This window comes from Blautia caccae (assembly GCF_040095955.1).
GTDB lineage: Bacteria > Bacillota > Clostridia > Lachnospirales > Lachnospiraceae > Blautia > Blautia celeris.
The window spans coordinates 112,572-130,831 of sequence record NZ_JBBMFP010000011.1 but is presented as its reverse complement, the minus strand read 5'-3'; the positions used below and the strand labels follow the sequence as shown (position 1 = coordinate 130,831).

Here is an 18,260-nt window from a genome sequence, read left to right as displayed (position 1 = left end):
TTTAAATTTTTCACATCTTAGGTGAGATCACATACTTCCCTTTTGCCCTCACCTCCGGCCTGCTCAAAATTTCTTCCAATTTATCCAGACTGCACACCTCATACACCATACTGCTCACATCCAGCCTTCCTGAATTGATCAGGTCCAGCGCCCTCTTCTGTGTATAGGGATTGATATAAGAAGCCTTCAGCACCAGCTCCTTCTGGAAGACCTGAAACGGCTTCACAGCAATCTCCTCATCCGGCTTCGTCAGCCCGAACATCATGACAACCGCCTTATTCCCCGCGATCTCAATCGCCTGCTCAATGGTGGATGGGCGGCCTACACACTCGATCACCACATTCACCCAGTCCATTCCGTTCTCTGCAAGGCGCTCTTTCACATCTTCCTTTACAGGGTCAATACAAACATCTGCCCCCAGCTTTCTTCCCACTTCCCTCTTATTCTCCACCGGCTCTAAAAGCGCCACCTTGGCAGCCCCGGCCAGCTTTGCAAGCTGAAGCATAAGAAGACCGATCATCCCTCCGCCGATGATGACCACCTGTTGTCCCGGCTGGATCTCACACATGTCAATTCCGTGGAGGCAGCAGGCCACCGGTTCTGCCATGGCTCCCTGCTCAAAGGTAGTATTCTCTCCCAGAAGATACACCTGTCTCTCATCCACTGCACAGTATTCCGCAAAACCGCCGTTTACCGTTGTACCGTATCCCATCATATTTTCACAGAAATGGGCAACTCCGTTTCTGCAGGGATCACAGGCTCCGCAGTAACAGTTCGGGTCAATGCAGACTCTGTCCCCGGCCTTATACTTCTTCACTTCACTTCCCACTTCCCTGATCACACCGGAAAATTCATGTCCTAAAATAGTGGGAGGCGTTACCTCCGCAGCTCCCTTATCCCCTTCATAAATATGTACATCTGTTCCGCACACACCGCATGCCTCCACCTGGATCAGCACATCATGAGGCCCAACCTCAGGCATCGGATGCTCCTCCACTCTCAGATCATGTTTTCCATAAAATACTGCACTCTTCATCCCTATTTCCTCCACTTTCTCAGTTTTCTATACTTTCGCTCTGAACTTATAGTTATGTCTTACGCATAAGTTCACTATATAGCAAGGTGCGAAAAAATACAATAGACATTTATACCAATATTCTTCTGCGATTTTTATCCAAAATGCTGCAGCCGCCCGTTACCAGATACCGTTTCCCCCTTCTCCGCCCCTTTCGTTTTGAATCCCCACTTGTCATTTCCCCCTGTCCATACTAAAATAGAGACAGATATTCCCCGGGAGGAACTTTTATGAATACAACAGGCATGACCACAATGGAAATCAAAAAAATAAATAAGAGCAAAGTCTACCACCTTATCTATGAAAGCCGCACCATATCCAAGCAGGGGATCGCCGCTGCCCTGCAGATGGGCATGAACACAGTGACCCAGAACCTGAAGCTTCTGGAAGAGGAAGGGCTGATCGAACGGAAAGGATACTTTGAATCCACAGGCGGAAGAAAGGCCCATGCGATCCGTATCCTTCCGGACGCCAAAATCGCACTGGGCATTGAAGTGCTCAGAAAGACCCTGCACATGGCTGCCATAGACCTTTACGGCAATATTCTGTATCAGGAATCCTGCGCCCTTCCCTTTGAAGCCTCAGACGCCTACTGTGAACAGGTCGGCAGAAGGCTCACCGCCTTTGTGGATAAATACGGCATAGAAAAAGAACATATCTTAGGGGCTTCCATTGCCATTCAGGGACTTATCTCCCCGGACGGAAGCACCGTAAGCTACGGAAGGATACTGGAGCATACGGGCATGAAGCTCTCTGACTTCTCCCGCTATATCCCATACCCCTGCCGTCTGGAACACGACTCCAAGGCTGCCGCCTATCTGGAGACCTGGCATCAGGAAAAATTCCGGGATTCCATTGTAGTTCTTCTGAACCAAAACCTGGGCGGCGCGGTCATTATAAACGGAAAGGTCCACACAGGCCTTGGCATGCACAGCGGGTCCATTGAACACATGTGCATTCAGGCTGACGGCCCGCTCTGTTACTGCGGGGAACACGGCTGTCTGGAAACCTACTGTTCCGCGGACAGTCTGGAACGGGCGGCGCAGACGGATATCCCCTCCTTTTTCCGGGAGCTGCGCCGTGGAAATTCCGCGTTTGCAGCGATATGGGAGGACTATCTGGATCACCTGGCCTTTGCCCTCTGCAACCTGAACGTTATACTTGACTGCCGCATCATCATCAGCGGCTACCTGGCTCCTTATATTACAGGGGAAGATGTGGTGCAGCTTACCAAACGCATACAGGACAGCTCCCCGTACAGTCTCCCGGATGATTTTATCTTTTTGAGCACCCACGGACAGCTTGCTCCGCCGGTCGGCGCAGCACTTTCTTATATCGATCAGTTTCTGCAGACAATTTAAGGGTATGGGAACCGCATTCCTGCACGGTTTCCATACCCTTTCCACTATTCCTCATAAAAACAGACCTGGTTCTTGCCTCTTTTCTTCGCCTCGTATAAAGCCTTATCTGACTTCCGGTACAGAACCGGCTGTGTGATACCGTCCTTCGGAACAGAGGCCACGCCTATGCTGACAGACAGCTTACATCCGCTGAATTCTTTTGGCAGGCTGCTTTGGAAATTATCCATGAGCTGTTCTGCTTTTCTGCTTATCTTCTGGCGTTCATTGACATTTTTCATAAACACCACAAACTCATCGCCGCCCAGACGCCCGATAAAGTCATCGCCCCGGAAGGTATTTTTCAGACAGGCTGCGAAAAGCTGCAGCACTTTATCTCCGTTTGGATGACCGAAGGTATCATTCACATTCTTAAAATTATCCAGATCCATGATCATGAACGCTCCTGCGCTGCCGCTCTCCGTTATGACACTCTCCACTTCCTGTTCCAGAGCTCTTTTATTCTTCAGCCCTGTCAGCGGGTCCCTGCTGGCACTCTGCACAGCCTCCGAGAGCTGCTGCATCTGACGGCTGATATCAATAAAGGCGCACTGCACCACCAGAGCCCCCTCCTGCATCTGCACATCAAAGTTTCCATAGGCCCATTTGCGCTGTCCGTCCCTGCACAGAATCAGAAATTCTCTGGAGATAAGTCCTTCTTTCAGCTTCAAAAACCATTCCCTGTCCTCCTCCTCTAAAACGGGCTGCAGGAATCTGCCGTATCTCTCCTCATAATCCTCCATAGTGTATTCCATAAACTGATAAAACCCGTCATTGGAATCCAGTATAGACAACTTATCGTCCAGACGGAAACGCACGATCGCACTGGGCACTGTCCGGTAAATGGAGCGGATATTCTCATATGCCCGTCTGATCTGTCTGTGGTTCCTGCGCCGGCCGTTCAGCATTCCGAACGCCATAAGCCCCAGCACCAGAAGAATGAACACGCAGTAAAAGGCTGTGCCGTCAATGACGTTCCGCGTCTTGACATCCACCACATTACACGGAACCACCAGCAGCAGATACCAGTCATTGATGCCTGTGGCAGTGTATTCCAGTATAAAATCCTCACCGCTTTTCTGATAGCGTATGTATCCGTTCTCTCCCTTCTGCATGTTGTCCGCAAATTTTTCCAGGTCCGGGGCGGTAAAATCCCTGCTGATCACATGCTTCAGATCCTCCAGCACATTCTGCCTGGCGTCCCCTTTGGCTGAGTGCACCAGAACCTCGCCTTTGGAGTCCGTGATATAATTGTACCCTTCCCCGTTGAAATAGCGAATGGACATGAGATGCTCCAGCTCATCCATGGTATACTGCCCGAGCACAAGCCCCTGTATCTCCCCGTCCCGGTAAATGGGCACACTGATGACCATGGTGCGGCTACTTCCGTCCTCAGCCACATAGCTCTCCACCGAGCTTTGGCCCTGAAGGGCCTTTTGAAAATACGCACGGTCCTTTACCAGGATCTGCTGTTCCATGCCGTTATAATACATGATGCCGTCCAAATCTACCACGGCAAGCCTTGTAAAGCGTGTAATGCCTGACTTCTGTTCCAGAATATCCAGGACCCTCTGAGAATGGATTGATGTTTTCTGGCCGCCTATGGAGTCCGAGATTCCTTCCAGATACAGATAGTCGTTGTCGACCCTCTCATTGATCAGCTTGATGCTCTGCTGGGCAAGCTCCTGCGCATAGGCGTTCGTCTCTTTTTCCAGAATGTCATGAATGTAAGTACCGTAATAAAAAGAGGCGCCGATAATGACCCCCACCGTCAGGATAAGGAGGCCGGCTGTTATCCATCTTTTTTTCTTCTGCATAACATTCCTTCTTCCCGATTATTACTTATATTATATATGACTCCGGTGTGCTCGTCAATCGAACAAAGAAACTCCTTTACAGTCTCCGGCACTGTCGATTATAATGGGAATATAGCTAAAAAGAGGAGGGATTTTATGAGTAAGGCAAAAACTGTTTTAAAAGGCTTCGGTATCCTGCTGCTTATACTTGCCGGTATTTTACTGCTTCTGCTGGTTTATCTGACTGTGCGGGAATATCGTCCGAAGGCGGAGGAATCCCTGGAGGGAAATTATAAGGACGGTGCGTTCATTTCTCTGCGCAGCCCCTTCTCAGTCATGAGCTACAATACGGGATATGCCGGCCTCAGCAAAGACGAGGACTTCTTCATGGACGGCGGTACGAAAGTAAAACCCGCTTCCAAAGCCCTGGTGGAAGAAAATATGGAAGGCATCACAAAGGTACTGCAGGACAATCCGGCTGACGCATACTTTTTACAGGAAGTGGATATAGACTCCACCCGCTCATACCATATAGATGAGCGCAGCGCTTACAGCAAAGCCCTTGAAAAAAACAGCTTCTTCGCGTATAACTTCAAATGCGATTATGTTCCTTATCCCCTCCCTCCCATCGGACATGTGGAGAGCGGGCTTGTAACGCTGACTGACAACTATGTGGCCGGTGCCAGCAGGATTTCCCTTCCGGAATCCTTCTCCTGGCCTATCAAGACCTGCAATCTGAAGCGCTGTCTTCTTGTCACCCGGTTTCCGCTTCAGGATTCGGAAAAAGAACTGGTGCTCATCAACTTCCACCTGGAAGCTTACGACAGCGGCAAGGGCAAAATCGCTCAGAGCAAAATGCTGGCGGACATTCTGGAAGCAGAGTACGAAAAAGGGAACTATGTGATTGCCGGCGGTGATTTTAACCAGACCTTTGAGGGTGTGGACAAATATCCTGTCACCAATAAGGAAGACTGGGCGCCGGGCGTAATCGGAACCGATGACCTGCCGGATCACTTTTCCTTTGCCATTGATGACACCTATCCCACCTGCCGTCTTCTGAACGCCCCGTACACCGGTTCCTATGACACTTCACAGGTCTATGTCATCGACGGATTCATCGTGTCAGACAACCTGGCCGTCAGAAATGTGAACGTCATTGATGTGGGATTCGAGCATACAGACCACCAGCCGGTGCGCCTGGAGGTGGCGTTTAAGTAGGAATACTGTTTTCCCGGCCTTTTGCATAGAGTATCTATAGAGGATATTCTGTGAAAAGGAGTATTTACATGAGGGAAATCAGCCATATCACACTGAAAAACCAGGGAGATTTCATTGTCCGTCCGGGCTTTGTCTACGTGGACGGCAAAGGCAGCCGTATCTGTGAGAAGGGACATATGATGGTGGCAGCGGGCAGTTCTGCCACCATTAGTCTGAAGGATCACGGGATACCGGAGGGCTCCTGTATCACCTTCTACGCGGAAGTTCCCCAGGGACCGGACCGGGAGGCCCATCAGATTTTTGTGTACGCGGAGGATTGCGGGAACACCGCCCATTACGTCATAAGCGGTACGGCAGCAAACAGTACACTGGGATTTCTGAAAGAAGTCTGAGGTATGTATCCTTAAAACATAAAAACAGCGCCGGATACTCATGTATTTCCTACTGGTATCCGGCGTTGTTTTTTACTTATTTTCTATTTTGCCTCTGTCTTTAACAGCATCATAAAGAAACGGAGCAGTACATAACCGATGATCATAGTTGTGAGAAATGTCTGAAAGCCTGCAAGCTGGTTCACGGCACTGCCCAGTCCCTCCTGTCCCTGCGCGGTGAGAAACGCCCCCATTTTTGCGGAAGCCACGATTCCGATAGCCATGGGGAAGGTCATGCCCGCATAGCCCGGTGCAAAGGGAAAGGAAAAGAATTTCGGCAGCTTTATGACAATGAAAACCAGGGACGCAAGCACGCAGAGGTACAGAAGTGTTACCAGAATCCTGTTGGGGTCATCCAGCACATTCAGCACACTCACGACGCAGAGGCTGCAGGGCGCAAGCAGAACCGCCATGGTGTGATAGACTGCCGGTTTTACTTCCACCTTCATAAGCCTCCAGATCATGAAGGGCACCAGGATCACATAGATGGCGATTCCGTAATATGTGACCACGGTCAGTATCCCTTTGGCATTCATGGCTCCTCCTGTCACACAGCTCACCATAATACCATTGTATGTAACAAACCAGCTTGGCACAAAGGTGTTGATGTCGCGTTTCATGACCATATTTCGGACTGTGAACACGATCAAATGAACCGTATGGATGGCAAGGCCTGCGGCCCAGATGAACTTTCCGCCTGCAAATCCCAGTTCATAGAAATAACTTCCCAGTATCATGGTGACCATGGAAAATCCTGCGTAGAGGCTTGCCGGCACTACGTTCTTGTACTCCTCCAGGCATGTTTTGGGAAACCGTATGATCTTGACAATATAACAGACCATGACGATCAGGGCTGTCCACATCATAAAATGCCGCAGCCAGCTATAGCCGAATCCCGCATATACGTTGCTGAGAGTCAGTGCGCCTACAAATGTGGGCAGTATGGGCACAGGTAATTTTTCCAGTCTATTCATCTTTTATGTCCTCCTGATAATAGTATTCAAAGTTATCACCCACATGGAAAAAGTCAGAGTAATCAATTTCAAAAATAGGTTTTTTCACCCTGGACACATCAATTCTCCTGGCTATGAGCTGCTGGAGTACTCCGCTGTAGGATAAATCTCCCTGGATGATAGCTCCCAATATCCGCCCGTTCTTGTGGATGATCTTCTTATATCCGTCTTTTCCCTCCTGTGTCTCCACCAGCTCCGTCTCATCCTGCGGTTCTGCCTGTCCCAGAGACATGGTGGGTATCCCGAAGAAATTCATGGTGGACTTGCTGGCAAAGAAGTCTGTCATCTTCCGCTTCCCACCTGCCATATTGCTGCCGGCAATAATGCCCTCCTTGACAGCTACAGGCCAGATAGGTGCCCTGCCGGATACATCCCCGGCCCCATAGATCCCCGGCACGTTCGTCTCACCGGATTCGTCAAAGAGAAGGCCGAACCGGTCTGTCCCCACCTGGCATCCCTCCAGAAACTCCACATTAGCCCGCACACCGGCTGTCACAATGAGGAGATCACAGGGGATTCTGCTGCCGTCTGACAAAAGCAGCTCCTTAACATTTCCCTCCCTGTCACAGAACAGCTCCTGCACACCGGTGCCGTAATACTGCCTGACTCCCTTTTCGCTCATGGCAGCCTCGTAGACGGCAGCGGCTTTTTTGTCAAGCTGTCTGCACAGCAGATGGTCTGCCAGTTCCACGACCACGGGCTTTACGTCATTTTCCAGCAGGCCCGAAACCGTATCCAGGCCTACAAGCCCGGCACCCATGACTACCACATGCTCTGTCCTTGGCAGGGCCTCTTTGATCCTGTCAATATCACACAGGTTCCTGAAGCCGATGACATTTCCCGCTTCTCTCATACCCTTTACAGGGGGGATAAAGGTGTGGGAGCCTGTGGCAATGAGAAGCCTGTCAAATCCTACACGCTCTCCGTCTGCCAGCAAAACGGTGCGCTCTTCACAGTTAACGGAAACCGCCTCCCTGCCTTTCATAAACCGGACCCTGTATTTTTCCGTAAAATCAGGCTCTGTGAAATCAAGCTGCTGTACTGTCCTTATATTTCCCAGATAATGGTGGAGGATACACCTGGAATAAATGGTCTCATCCCTGGAGATCATGAGGATCTCCCCGTCCTCGTCCACTCTGCGGATCTCTTTTGCCGCATTGACACCGGCTGCGGAGGAACCCAGAATCACATATTTCATAGCCTACACCTCCTCAAATGTAATCGCCTGCATGGGACATTTCTCCACACACATAGGGGCGCCTTTTTTATCACTGCTTCTGTGCACACACATGTTGCACTTCATGATCTCCTTGTGCTTGTGGCTGTCACTTTTCAAAATGCCGAAGGGACATGACATGATGCACATATAGCAGCTTGCACAGCGTTCCTTGTCGTATTCCACATATCCTGTCTCGGGATTCTTGCTCATGGCTCCTGTCATGCAGGTATAAACGCACTCCGGCCGCTCGCAGTGCCGGCAGAATATGGGAGCCGGTTTTGTCTCACTGTCAATCACCACGCGGTTTCTGGAATCCCCGCTGTCCGTCTCATGGCTGACCACGCAGGCGGTGACACAGGTCAGGCAGCCGATACATTTGCTGCGGTCTATTTTAATCCGATACATCTTCGTTCCCCCTTATCTTTTTTCAAAGCGGACAGCCGCTGATTTGTAGGATGGTTCTTTGGAATAGGAATCATATATGGATGGCGTGAGCTTATTGCACTCAATATAATGAATGGGCGCGTACAGCTCGTCTTCCCTGACATGGTCCGTGATCTTCACAGCGAACTCAGCGTTCTGTCCATTGGCGGAATACACACAGATTCTGTCATTTTCTTTTACACCGTGATGCTTTGCAGTGGCGGGATGCATGTAGAGATATGCCTTTTTCAGAGAGACATCTTCCACAAACTTCACTTCCTTTGTCCTGCTCTGAGTATGCCACTGGCCCACAGAGCCACGCCCGGTGTTGAACACATATGGGAATTCCTCTGTTGTGGGCATAGGGTTTTCCATGGGTGTTTCAAATATAAACTGCGCTTTTTTGGACGGTGTAAAGAATCGGCCGTCTTCATAAAGCCTTCTCTGGTCCTCTTTCAGGGTTTCCCCTTCCCGGAACGGCCACTGGATTCCATGGGAATTCTCAAGTCCTTCCCATGTCACCCCTGTAATGTCGCAGGGCATTCCCCTGGAACATTCCCGCATAAGTGCAAAACAGTCCTTTGGCGTCTCCCATCCCTTCAAAAGTTCTCCCATGCCCAGGGCTTTTCCCACTCCAAGGATGGCTTCGTAGTCGGATATTTCATTTTCCTCCCTTGGAAGCACCTGCCGCATAGCGGAGAGCCTGCGTTCCAGATTGATATAGGTTCCCTCTTTCTTCATGCCGGATACCACAGGGAAGAATACCGTGGCGCCCTCAGCGCTTTCAATGGTGTCATAGATATCCTGCACCACATAGAGCTCCAGCTTCTTCACAGCTTCAGCAAAAGTTTCATTGTTGGTCCAGCTATGTCTTGGGTTGGTGCAGAGGATCCACAGTCCCTTGATCTCTCCTGCATTGATCCCCTCGATGATCTGGTTATAGGTCTTCGTGGGCTTTTCCGCCAACACGCTCTCCTCCACACCCAGCGCCTCCGCCACCCTTGCTCTTCTGGCAGGATTGGTGAAGTCACCGCCTGCATAGAGTACAGCGGTGTTGCTGTAGGAACGGGAACCCATGGCATTGCACTGGCCTGTAATGGAGTTGGCACCTGTTCCGGGACGCCCGATATTTCCTGTCATCAAAGCCAGGTTGATGACAGCCTGGGCTGTACGGACAGCCTCATACCCCTGATTCACGCCCATGGTCCACCAGAATGAAACACGCTTTCCTGTGTGGATCAGCTCCACAAGCTCCAGGATCTGCCCCTCGGAAAGGCCCGTCTTCTCCGCAGCCCCGCTCAAAGTATAGTCTTTTACAAATGCCTTGAATTCCCGGAACTTTTCCGTGTGCGCTTCTATGTATTTCTTATCAATATAATCTTTCTCGATCAGAAGATTGGCAATGGCATAATACAGGTACAGATCGCTCTTGTGCTTCAGGCCGTACCAGTAATCCGCGTTTCTCGCACTCTCTGATTTTCTCGGGTCAATGACGATCAGCTTCTTGTTGTGGTTGTCCTTGATCTTCCCCCACACGATGGGATGTGTCACCACCGGGTTGGCTCCTATGAGGATGATGGTGTCGGACAGCTCCAGGTCCTTCAGTGTATATCCGGGAGCGTCAAAACCGTAGCTCTGTTTATGGGCAACCACTGCTGTGGCCATACAGAGACGGGTATTGCCGTCCACGTTTGTCTTCAGATAGTTGCGCATCACATGGCCGAACAGTGCGAATTCCTCCATGGTAAGCTGTCCGGTGCTGATGCCTGCCACGCTCTCCGTTCCGTATTTTGCCTGGAGCTCTTTGAGCTTGTCAGCTACATACTGTAAGCCCTCCTCCCAGGGCACTTCCTTCATGGTCCCGTCCGCCTGTCTGATCTTCGGCAGAGGAGACGGCTTTTTCACTGTGAGCTGCTTGTCCAGAGACAGCCCTTTGATACAGCAGAATCCGTCATTGACCGGATAGCCTTTTGTGGGGACAACCTTCATAATCCTGTTGTCCTCCACATAAAAATCCAGATTACAGTCTATGGCACAGTAATTGCAGGTGGATTGTATTTTCTTCATGACTTCCTCCTATTTTCCTGAAATATCACGATTTCTTCCGTGTTTTCTTCTATTTAAAAGGATAACTCCACACATACAAAAAAACCGTGACAAAAATCACGGTTTTCTGCTTATTCTTTGAAGTAACTGTTTAATGCATCCGGTTCCGGTATCACAAAGGTATTCTTATCATAACGGACAAGGTCCTGTTCCACCAGAACTTTGAGCTGGCGGGAGGCTGTCTCCCTTTTCGTCCCCAGCATATCCGCAAGCTGGGTCACCGTCAGTTTCAGACAGATGCGGACACCGTCCTTCTCCCTCTTCCCATAGTCGCGGGCCAGTTTCCACAGCTTAGCTGCCATCTTCTTTTCCCCTCTGGTGGCATTGGTGGTGTTCTTTAACTGGCGGTACAGTCTGCGGACCTTATGGGACTGGGAGGAAAACAGAAAGCGCATGAGCCTTGCGTCTGTCTCCATCAGTGCCAGAAGCTGCTTTCTGGGGACTGCCAGTATCAGGGCCTCCTCCATGATCTCGCAGCTCACAGGCTCCGGCAGGTCCTGAAGGATCTCCTCATTTAACAGGCTTCCCCTTCCCAGAACGAAAATCACTTTTTTTTCGCCCATGGCATTCATCTTATATAACGCGGCAGTGCCGCTCACTACGGCATATACTGTGACAATCTCTTCTCTCTCCCGATACAGGTGCTGCCCCTTTTTCATCCGCAGCAGCACACTGTAGCGTGCCAGATGTTCCAGGCTGGACTGCCGTATGTCATCTGCTCCGAAAATGATTCCCAGTGATTCTTCTGTATCCGTCACCCTCACGCTCCCATCTTCATATATTCCCGGTCTTTCCCAGCCGCTGCTGACATTATACCGTAATAAGTGACGAATATCTACATTTAATTGCAGGATGTATGTAAAGACGTCAATTCTATATATAGGTTATAAAAGTATCCGATCCCCACAAACAGCATCAGTAAAACTCCCAGAAACAGCATGAGATAATACTGGTTTTCACTCCGCATAACGCTCAGCTTGTAATTCATGCACCAGGTCTTCACAAACTCTGTGCTTCCCAGCAGGAGAAGGGCTGCCTGTATAGCAGGAAACACAAAGATCTGGGTATCTCCCTTCAGCATAAAAAACGCAGGAACACTGAGGACCAGTGTCACGGCAAAAATCACCCATGCCTTTTTATTATTCTGAAATATCATATCACATTCTCCTTTTGCTTTTCTTTCCCGCATCTTATGACTCTTTTGGAAGAATGTCAATATCATACTCACAATATCAGGCTTTTCCTGCACGAAATACATTTCCCCCACAGGCTCTAGCCGGCGTTCAGGGAACGTCTTCTTCTCTCCAGCTCCACATCCATATCCGCGCGTTCCTTATCCAGCTTGTAGAAACACATCACCACACCGATGACTGCACAGAGCGCCATAGGAATCCAGATAAAGCTGGCTTCAATATAGGCAAGTGCTTTAGGCGTCTGGGCCGCATTTGCCACATAGCCGCCCTTTTTCAGAAGAAGGCCGATGACGGCGCTTGCAAGTCCCATGCTGGCTTTTACAAAGAAGCCCTGGAAAGCGGCGATGAGACCTGAAACACTTTTGTTTTTCCTGTACTCAGAGTAATCGATCACATCCGGCTGAATGGCAAAAGTGGTGCCGAATATGCCGTAAATGCCAAGTCCTGTGACAGCCAGGCCGATGATCAGGCATACTGCAGAGGTCTTGCCGAAGTAAATGATCAGGTCACCCGCCATATAAATGGCCACACTCAGAAGCATAACATTTCTCTTTGACATCCGCTTCTCCAGATACGGCAGCACAAGGAGCATGGGAAGTCCTGAAAGGATTCCGAAGAGTCCCACAAAGGTCAGCCATTCTGTCTTCTGGAGATTGTAGGTAAAGTAATAGATAACCGTAGTATTTCGCACCACATAGATGGCAAAATACAAAAAGTTCACGGCAAAGAATATTACGCTCTGGCCTGTCAGCCCTTTTAAATCCTGTGCCAAGGAAGATTTTTCCCGCTTGACAGAGGGCGGCACCACTTCCTCGGTGTTTAAAAATGTCACTACAAAAATAAGCATGGCCGCGATTCCGTAGATGGTCATGGTCACCAGATAACCCTTCCCGGCATTTCCCTTTCCGAAAAACTCCACAAGGGGAGAGGTGATGGTCATAACAATGGCTGTCCCGATCATGGCGCAGATCATACGGGAGGAAACCAGGCAGTTTCTCTCATGCAGATCTGAGGTCAGACGCGGAACAATGGTATTCAGCGGAATGTTCACCACCGTGTAAGCCGTGCAGAGCAGACAGTACGTCACATAAGCCCAGATGATCTTTCCCGTCATATGAAAATCCGGCACAAAGAATGTCATGATGGTAAAGACGGCAAAGGGAACCGCGCCCACAAGGAAATACGGCCTTCCCTGTCCCCATTTTGTGTGGGTCCTGTCCACAAGGATACCCATGCCTGTGTCAGTCAGCGCGTCGATAAACTTTGTGACCAGCATCAGGGTTCCTGCCACTGCTGCCGAGATTCCAAATACATCTGTATAAAATATCATGAGATAGGACGCCATGGTGCTGAATACAAGATTGCATCCGAGCTCCCCCACCCCGTATCCAATCCTTTTCTTCCACTTAGACGCCCCTGCGGTGTATCCCGCTTGTGAGGTGTTCTGCAAATTTACTGCCTGCTCCATATTCCTTCCTCCATATCTTTTTTCTTTTTCTTCCTTTTATATCTATCTCTATTCTGCCAGTTTTGTCAGCTTCTTCATGTCTGTTTTCAAATTCCGGTAGACAGAGTGGTACAGCTCAAAATACTCATTATATTTTTCATGGTTCTTCTCATCCGGCATGATCTTTTCATCCAGCACCTGCCACTCTTTCACTTTTTCATAGGAAAGAATGCCTGTGCCGATGCCTGCCAGAATCACATCCCCCATGTTCGCCTCCACATCCTGCTTGGGGCAGACCACAGGATAACCGGTCACATCCGCGAAAATGTGTCTCCAAACCCGGGACTTTGTGACCCCTCCGGCCAGGAGAATATACTCGCCCAAATCCTCCCCGGTGGCTTCCATGGCGTCCCTCAGAGAATAGGCAACCGCCTCTAAAAATGCCCGGTACAGATGCCCTTTCGTATGTGCCAGGGAAAGTCCCACAATGGTACCCTTGGCGTCAGAATCCCAGACCGGACTTCTCTCTCCCATGAAATAAGGAAGGACCACAAGTCCCTCACTGCCCGCCGGGATTTTCTCCGCCATGGCATTCAGCACATCATAGGAATTATTCTCTTCCCCGCCAAACGTATTCCGGAACCATTTTACAATGGCCCCCGCTGTGGCTCCCCCGGCAAAATAATAGGAGAGCTTTTTGGCATCGTACAGATACGGCCACACGATAAGCCCGTTCCCTTTTACGGGTTTATCAGAAATCAAAGCCGCGCACATGGATGTCCCGATGGCCGCTGCGTAGATGCCGGATTCCAGCACACCCAGGCCGATATTGGCAGCGCCGCAGTCAATGCCCCCTGCAATGACCGGCATTCCCTCCATAAGTCCCAGGCTCTCTGCCGCCTCCTTTGTCAGGCCCCCTGCAATATCCGTGGATTCCACCAGCTTTGCAGGCATTTTCTCCATGGGGATTCCCATGGCCTCCATCATTTCCTCTGACCAGGTTCTGGTGCGCATATCGAATATGCCGCCGATATTGCCCGCCGAGGAATAGTCAATGACGATCTCTCCTGTCAGATGGTAGATCACATAATCATTTGGCGGAAGAAAAAGCTTTGTTCTCTCCCAGTTTTCAGGCTCATGGTTCTTGATCCAGAGCATCTTCGTGTAGCCGTAGTATGGGTCAGCGCCGTTCTGGGTGATCTCCAGAAGCTTTTCTTCCCCAATATGGGAAAGTACCCAGTCGCTTTCCTCCTGTGCCCTCCTGTCCATCCAGATCAGACAGGGGCGCACCGGCCGCATTTCCTCATCCAGAGGAATTCCGGAACCGCCGTAGAGCCCGCTGACAGCCAGGCCCTTTATGTCCTCTTTCGCGATGCCTGATTTCAGCACGGTTTCCCTGATAGAACTGCGGGCCGCTTCAAGCCATACGTCCGGCCACTGCTCTGCCCATAAAGGGCGCGGTGTCAGCACATCGTACTCCACCAGATGCTTTGCGATCAGATTCCCCTCTGTGTCCATTAAAATGGTCTTTGTACCGGATGTGCCAATATCTGTACCTAATAAATATTCCATTCCTGTTCTCCTTCAGCAGACATTTTTTCAGGTGTTTTTTAGAAACAGGTGAACGCTCCGTCCACAATAAAATCAGAACCTGTGGTAAAGCTGCTGGTATCTCCTGCCAGATAGACGGCGATGGACTGCAGCTCTTCCGGACGGCCCATACGGCCCATAGGAGCCATGGCATTCCACTGTTCGATCAGCGGTTTCAGGCTGGGGGAGTTGAGGGTCAGCTCTGTTCCCATGTATCCCGGGCTGATGCAGTTTACTCTTACGCCGCGTTTTGCGAACTCAATGGCCATGGATTTTGTAAGCTGGATCACACCGGCCTTGGAGGCATTGTAGGAGCACTGGGGCTGCGGTACATTTACAATGTGGGCTGACATGGAGGCTGTGTTGATGATGGAGCCGTATCCCTGTTTCAGCATCTGCTTTGCCGCTGCCTGGGCGGTTAAGAATACGCCGCTCAGATTGATATCAATCACTTTCTTCCACTGCTCGTAGGTCATCTCCTCACAGGGGATATTCATGCAGATGCCTGCGTTGCAGAACGCTGCGTCCAGCTTGCCGAATGTGTTCACGATCTCTTCCATCATGGCATTTACTTCCTCCGGCTTTGTGACATCCGTCTTGATGGCAATGGTCTTCACGCCGTTTTCCTCGGCAATGCTACATGCTGTCTTCTCTGCCTCCTCAATATCCACGTCCACGATTGCCACATCACTGCCGGCCTCTGCAAGGGCGATCGCGATCTGTTTCCCGATACCTCTGGCGCCTCCTGTTACGAAAGATACTTTCCCATCCAGTCTCATTTTCTCGATAATTCCCATGTTTTTTTCTCCTTTTCAAAGTGGATTTGTTTTTGTGATTCTATTTTGTAAAATCATTTTGTAAAATCTATTTATATAATAATCCCCGGATATCAATTCGTCAATATGTATAACTATCCAAATATGGATGGGGATTTTTATGAATTTCTACCAAAGGTGTTTGCCGGCTGTTTGTGCTATACTCTATTGTATAAAGTTTTTTTATAAATATCCTTTACAAATCTCCGGGCCAATGTGTCTGCCGGGCCGGAATCATGGTATAGATTTTCACAGAGAAAGGAAAAGAAACATGGGAAATATTACATTGACGGATATAAAGAAAAACAATTATTCTTTAATTTACAACCTGCTGTATGAGCAGGAAAAGCTCTCCAAACAGGAGATTGCCAACCAGCTTCATCTCAGCCTGCCCACGGTCACACAGAATCTGGTTGCTCTGGAGGATGCCGGCCTGATTGAAAAGGGAGGACAGTTTGCATCCCAGGTGGGGAGAAAAGCCGTTGCCTACACGCTCTGCCTGCAGGCAGGGATTGGAATCGGTGTGGAGATTTTAAAGAAGCAGATCCGGATTCTGGCCGTTGACTTGAAGGGGCAGATCTGCGGATGTATGGAATATGAGTTATTGTACAGAAATGATGATGCCTACTATAAAGAGATTGCCGGATATGTCAGCACCTTTATAGAGGACAGCGGATTTACGAAGAAACAGATTCTGGGTATCGGCTTTGCTGTACAGGGTCTGACAACAGCCGACGGACAGGAGATCATCTTTGGCAAGACCCTGGGTTATACAGGGCTTAAGATCACTGCCCTTTCCGGATACCTTCCATATCCCTGCATGTTCCTGCACGATGCCAAATGTGCCGCTGCCACAGAGCTGTGGAACCGCAGGGATCTGACCGACGCCATTTATCTCTCCATCGGCAAGCATCTGGGCGGTGCGGTGATCATCGGCGGACAGACCGTGATGGGAAAACAGGACCACGGCGGCGCAGTGGAGCATATGACCCTGATTCCCGGCGGCAGGCAGTGCTACTGCGGCAAATCCGGCTGCATGGAGACATACTGTTCTGTCAATGCTCTGCTTTTGGAGGATGAGAGCCTGGAAGAATTCTTTGACGGACTCAGGAATGGAAAGGAAGAGAACAAGGTACGTTTTGAGGAGTATCTGGAGAATCTTTCCACGGCGGTAAATAATCTGCATATGGTGATGGACTGCGATGTGATCCTCGGCGGGCATATGGCGCCTTATCTGACGGAGGAGGATCTGGCTGCGCTCCATAAAAAAGTGAAGGAAAAATCCGCGTTTCCGGATGAGGCGGATTTTATCTTTTTGTCCGAGGCCGCAAGGGATTCGGTGCCGGTGGGGGCAGCGCTTGCATATGTGAAAGGGTTTTTAGAAGAGATTTAGATAGATAAAACACCAGTTTTTCGCTGCCGATCTGTGGCACGGCCGCAGCCTAAATAAGAATCCAGCTCTCCTGCATCCTCTTCAGAGACTTGACCTTCCGCTCTGTCACTTTATCCTCCGGCAGTATCTCACTGCACAGGATGGGGGATTCTGCCGTGTATCTCCTTCGCCCGGCTGCGGCGGCCCGGCTGCTTTGGTTGGCATAGCAGTACAGGCATCCGTGGGGACAGGTATCATAGGCACCGATATCTATACTCTCCACACAGCCGCATTCGCTTCTCTGGTTTTTGTCTTTTTTCACATCCAGGCTGCAGCCGCACAGACGCCGGATCAGTTCCCCGTCCACACAGCTTCCGTGGGCGATCCCGTATTTCTGCAGGTCTGCTTTTTCCGCGCAGGTCACGATCTCCATACCGTGAACATGGGCAGTGCGGGCCAGCTCCCCGGCGAATCTGCCCAGGCTTTCCTCCTCCAAATTCTCACATTCCAGCATTTCCAGGTTCTTTTTTATCTTCGGATAGTAGTCAAGAAAACTGATCACCACCCGCTCTGTATAACCCTCCAGCGCCTCTGCGATTCCGGAAAATGCCCGCAGATGATATTGCGGTGTATAGCGGGCATTAAAGAAAACCGGGTCATAGCGCCACACCACCCGTTCTGCCCCTATAGTCTCTGCCAGTGTTTGGAACGCGGGAATCAAAACCTGTTTCTTATCCGGCAGCCCCGGCTCCACATCCCTTCCGTACCCGGTCAGGGTAAACTGAAAATAATACATATACGGATCAAGAAGCGGCAGCTTCTCAAACATAGGGACCGGATTCTTGGTCCAGAACACAATACAGTCCACCACCTCCGGCTTAAGGGATATCCTGCTCACCTGATGAAAGTTAAAAGGATTGCGGACACAGGCATATCCCTCCTCAATCCTTTTAAAAAACCAGTCCCGGTAATAGGCCGGTATATCTGTCCTTCGGCTCACACTCAATATCATTCACGCCACCTCTTTTTCGAAAATATGTTCGTTTTTCTGATTATACACCTTTTTTTCACCGGACACAACTGTGACACAAATTTCAAGGAAAATCCCCCAAAATTCGTCTTGTCCCTTCCCTCCCCATTGTCTATACTTATAGACATGAAAAGG

General features: G+C 50.0%; 16 protein-coding genes. 4 read left to right on the top strand and 12 right to left on the bottom strand.

All coding sequences use genetic code 11. The features are described 5' to 3' along the window. Positions 1 to 10 precede the first annotated feature (10 nt). The gene (locus tag WMO65_RS13960; protein WP_033141278.1) at positions 11 to 1,036 is read right to left on the bottom strand and encodes a zinc-dependent alcohol dehydrogenase family protein; all 1,026 of its coding nucleotides are present in this window, start codon (positions 1,034 to 1,036) and stop codon (positions 11 to 13) included. Positions 1,037 to 1,305: 269 nt separating this feature from the next. On the opposite strand from WMO65_RS13960, the gene WMO65_RS13955 reads away from it, so the two are divergent. Continuing rightward, positions 1,306 to 2,436 (top strand): ROK family transcriptional regulator, encoded by a 1,131-nt coding sequence (locus tag WMO65_RS13955; RefSeq protein WP_148393162.1) that lies wholly within the window; start codon positions 1,306 to 1,308, stop codon positions 2,434 to 2,436. 44 nt (positions 2,437 to 2,480) lie between these two features. On the opposite strand, the gene WMO65_RS13950 is transcribed toward WMO65_RS13955, so the two are convergent. Beyond that, positions 2,481 to 4,289, bottom strand: coding sequence for a sensor domain-containing diguanylate cyclase (locus tag WMO65_RS13950; protein WP_148393163.1), 1,809 nt, complete (start codon positions 4,287 to 4,289; stop codon positions 2,481 to 2,483). A gap of 135 nt (positions 4,290 to 4,424) precedes the next feature. On the opposite strand from WMO65_RS13950, the gene WMO65_RS13945 reads away from it, so the two are divergent. Together WMO65_RS13945 and WMO65_RS13940 are read left to right on the top strand one after the other, a co-directional pair. Further along, the gene (locus tag WMO65_RS13945; RefSeq protein ID WP_148393164.1) at positions 4,425 to 5,486 is read left to right on the top strand and encodes an endonuclease/exonuclease/phosphatase family protein; all 1,062 of its coding nucleotides are present in this window, start codon (positions 4,425 to 4,427) and stop codon (positions 5,484 to 5,486) included. A 68-nt stretch (positions 5,487 to 5,554) separates the two neighbouring features. After that, positions 5,555 to 5,878 (top strand): hypothetical protein, encoded by a 324-nt coding sequence (locus WMO65_RS13940; RefSeq protein WP_052099434.1) that lies wholly within the window; start codon positions 5,555 to 5,557, stop codon positions 5,876 to 5,878. An 83-nt stretch (positions 5,879 to 5,961) separates the two neighbouring features. On the opposite strand, the gene WMO65_RS13935 is transcribed toward WMO65_RS13940, so the two are convergent. The 9 genes from WMO65_RS13935 to WMO65_RS13895 all read right to left on the bottom strand — a co-directional run bounded on the left by WMO65_RS13935 (position 5,962) and on the right by WMO65_RS13895 (position 15,705). Next, positions 5,962 to 6,891: a TDT family transporter gene (locus tag WMO65_RS13935; RefSeq protein ID WP_148393165.1), complete on the bottom strand. Its 930-nt coding sequence runs from the start codon at positions 6,889 to 6,891 to the stop codon at positions 5,962 to 5,964. Then, entirely contained in the window at positions 6,884 to 8,128 is a 1,245-nt protein-coding gene (locus tag WMO65_RS13930; protein WP_349064303.1) for an NAD(P)/FAD-dependent oxidoreductase, read from the bottom strand. Before WMO65_RS13930 ends, WMO65_RS13935 begins: the two co-directional genes overlap by 8 nt. Positions 8,129 to 8,131: 3 nt before the next feature. Beyond that, positions 8,132 to 8,554: a 4Fe-4S dicluster domain-containing protein gene (locus WMO65_RS13925; protein ID WP_148393166.1), complete on the bottom strand. Its 423-nt coding sequence runs from the start codon at positions 8,552 to 8,554 to the stop codon at positions 8,132 to 8,134. Between the two features lie 12 nt (positions 8,555 to 8,566). Continuing rightward, entirely contained in the window at positions 8,567 to 10,639 is a 2,073-nt protein-coding gene (locus WMO65_RS13920; RefSeq protein WP_148393167.1) for a molybdopterin oxidoreductase family protein, read from the bottom strand. A gap of 110 nt (positions 10,640 to 10,749) precedes the next feature. Then, on the bottom strand, positions 10,750 to 11,436 hold the full coding sequence (locus tag WMO65_RS13915; RefSeq protein WP_081960307.1) for a Crp/Fnr family transcriptional regulator: 687 nt from the start codon (positions 11,434 to 11,436) through the stop codon (positions 10,750 to 10,752). An 83-nt stretch (positions 11,437 to 11,519) separates the two neighbouring features. Then, complete coding sequence (locus WMO65_RS13910; protein WP_148393168.1) at positions 11,520 to 11,834, bottom strand: hypothetical protein; 315 nt, start codon at positions 11,832 to 11,834, stop codon at positions 11,520 to 11,522. Between the two features lie 116 nt (positions 11,835 to 11,950). Beyond that, on the bottom strand, positions 11,951 to 13,339 hold the full coding sequence (locus tag WMO65_RS13905) for an MFS transporter (RefSeq protein ID WP_148393169.1): 1,389 nt from the start codon (positions 13,337 to 13,339) through the stop codon (positions 11,951 to 11,953). Positions 13,340 to 13,387: 48 nt separating this feature from the next. Continuing rightward, the gene (locus tag WMO65_RS13900) at positions 13,388 to 14,890 is read right to left on the bottom strand and encodes an FGGY-family carbohydrate kinase (RefSeq protein WP_148393170.1); all 1,503 of its coding nucleotides are present in this window, start codon (positions 14,888 to 14,890) and stop codon (positions 13,388 to 13,390) included. 38 nt (positions 14,891 to 14,928) lie between these two features. Further along, on the bottom strand, positions 14,929 to 15,705 hold the full coding sequence (locus WMO65_RS13895) for an SDR family oxidoreductase (RefSeq protein WP_148393171.1): 777 nt from the start codon (positions 15,703 to 15,705) through the stop codon (positions 14,929 to 14,931). A 289-nt stretch (positions 15,706 to 15,994) separates the two neighbouring features. Between WMO65_RS13895 and WMO65_RS13890 the strand changes: the two genes are divergently transcribed. Beyond that, positions 15,995 to 17,116, top strand: coding sequence for an ROK family transcriptional regulator (locus tag WMO65_RS13890; RefSeq protein ID WP_103731998.1), 1,122 nt, complete (start codon positions 15,995 to 15,997; stop codon positions 17,114 to 17,116). A gap of 49 nt (positions 17,117 to 17,165) precedes the next feature. Here WMO65_RS13890 and WMO65_RS13885 read toward each other — a convergent pair whose 3' ends face one another. Further along, on the bottom strand, positions 17,166 to 18,107 hold the full coding sequence (locus WMO65_RS13885; protein WP_033141289.1) for a DUF1848 domain-containing protein: 942 nt from the start codon (positions 18,105 to 18,107) through the stop codon (positions 17,166 to 17,168). Between the last annotated feature and the right edge of the window lie 153 nt (positions 18,108 to 18,260).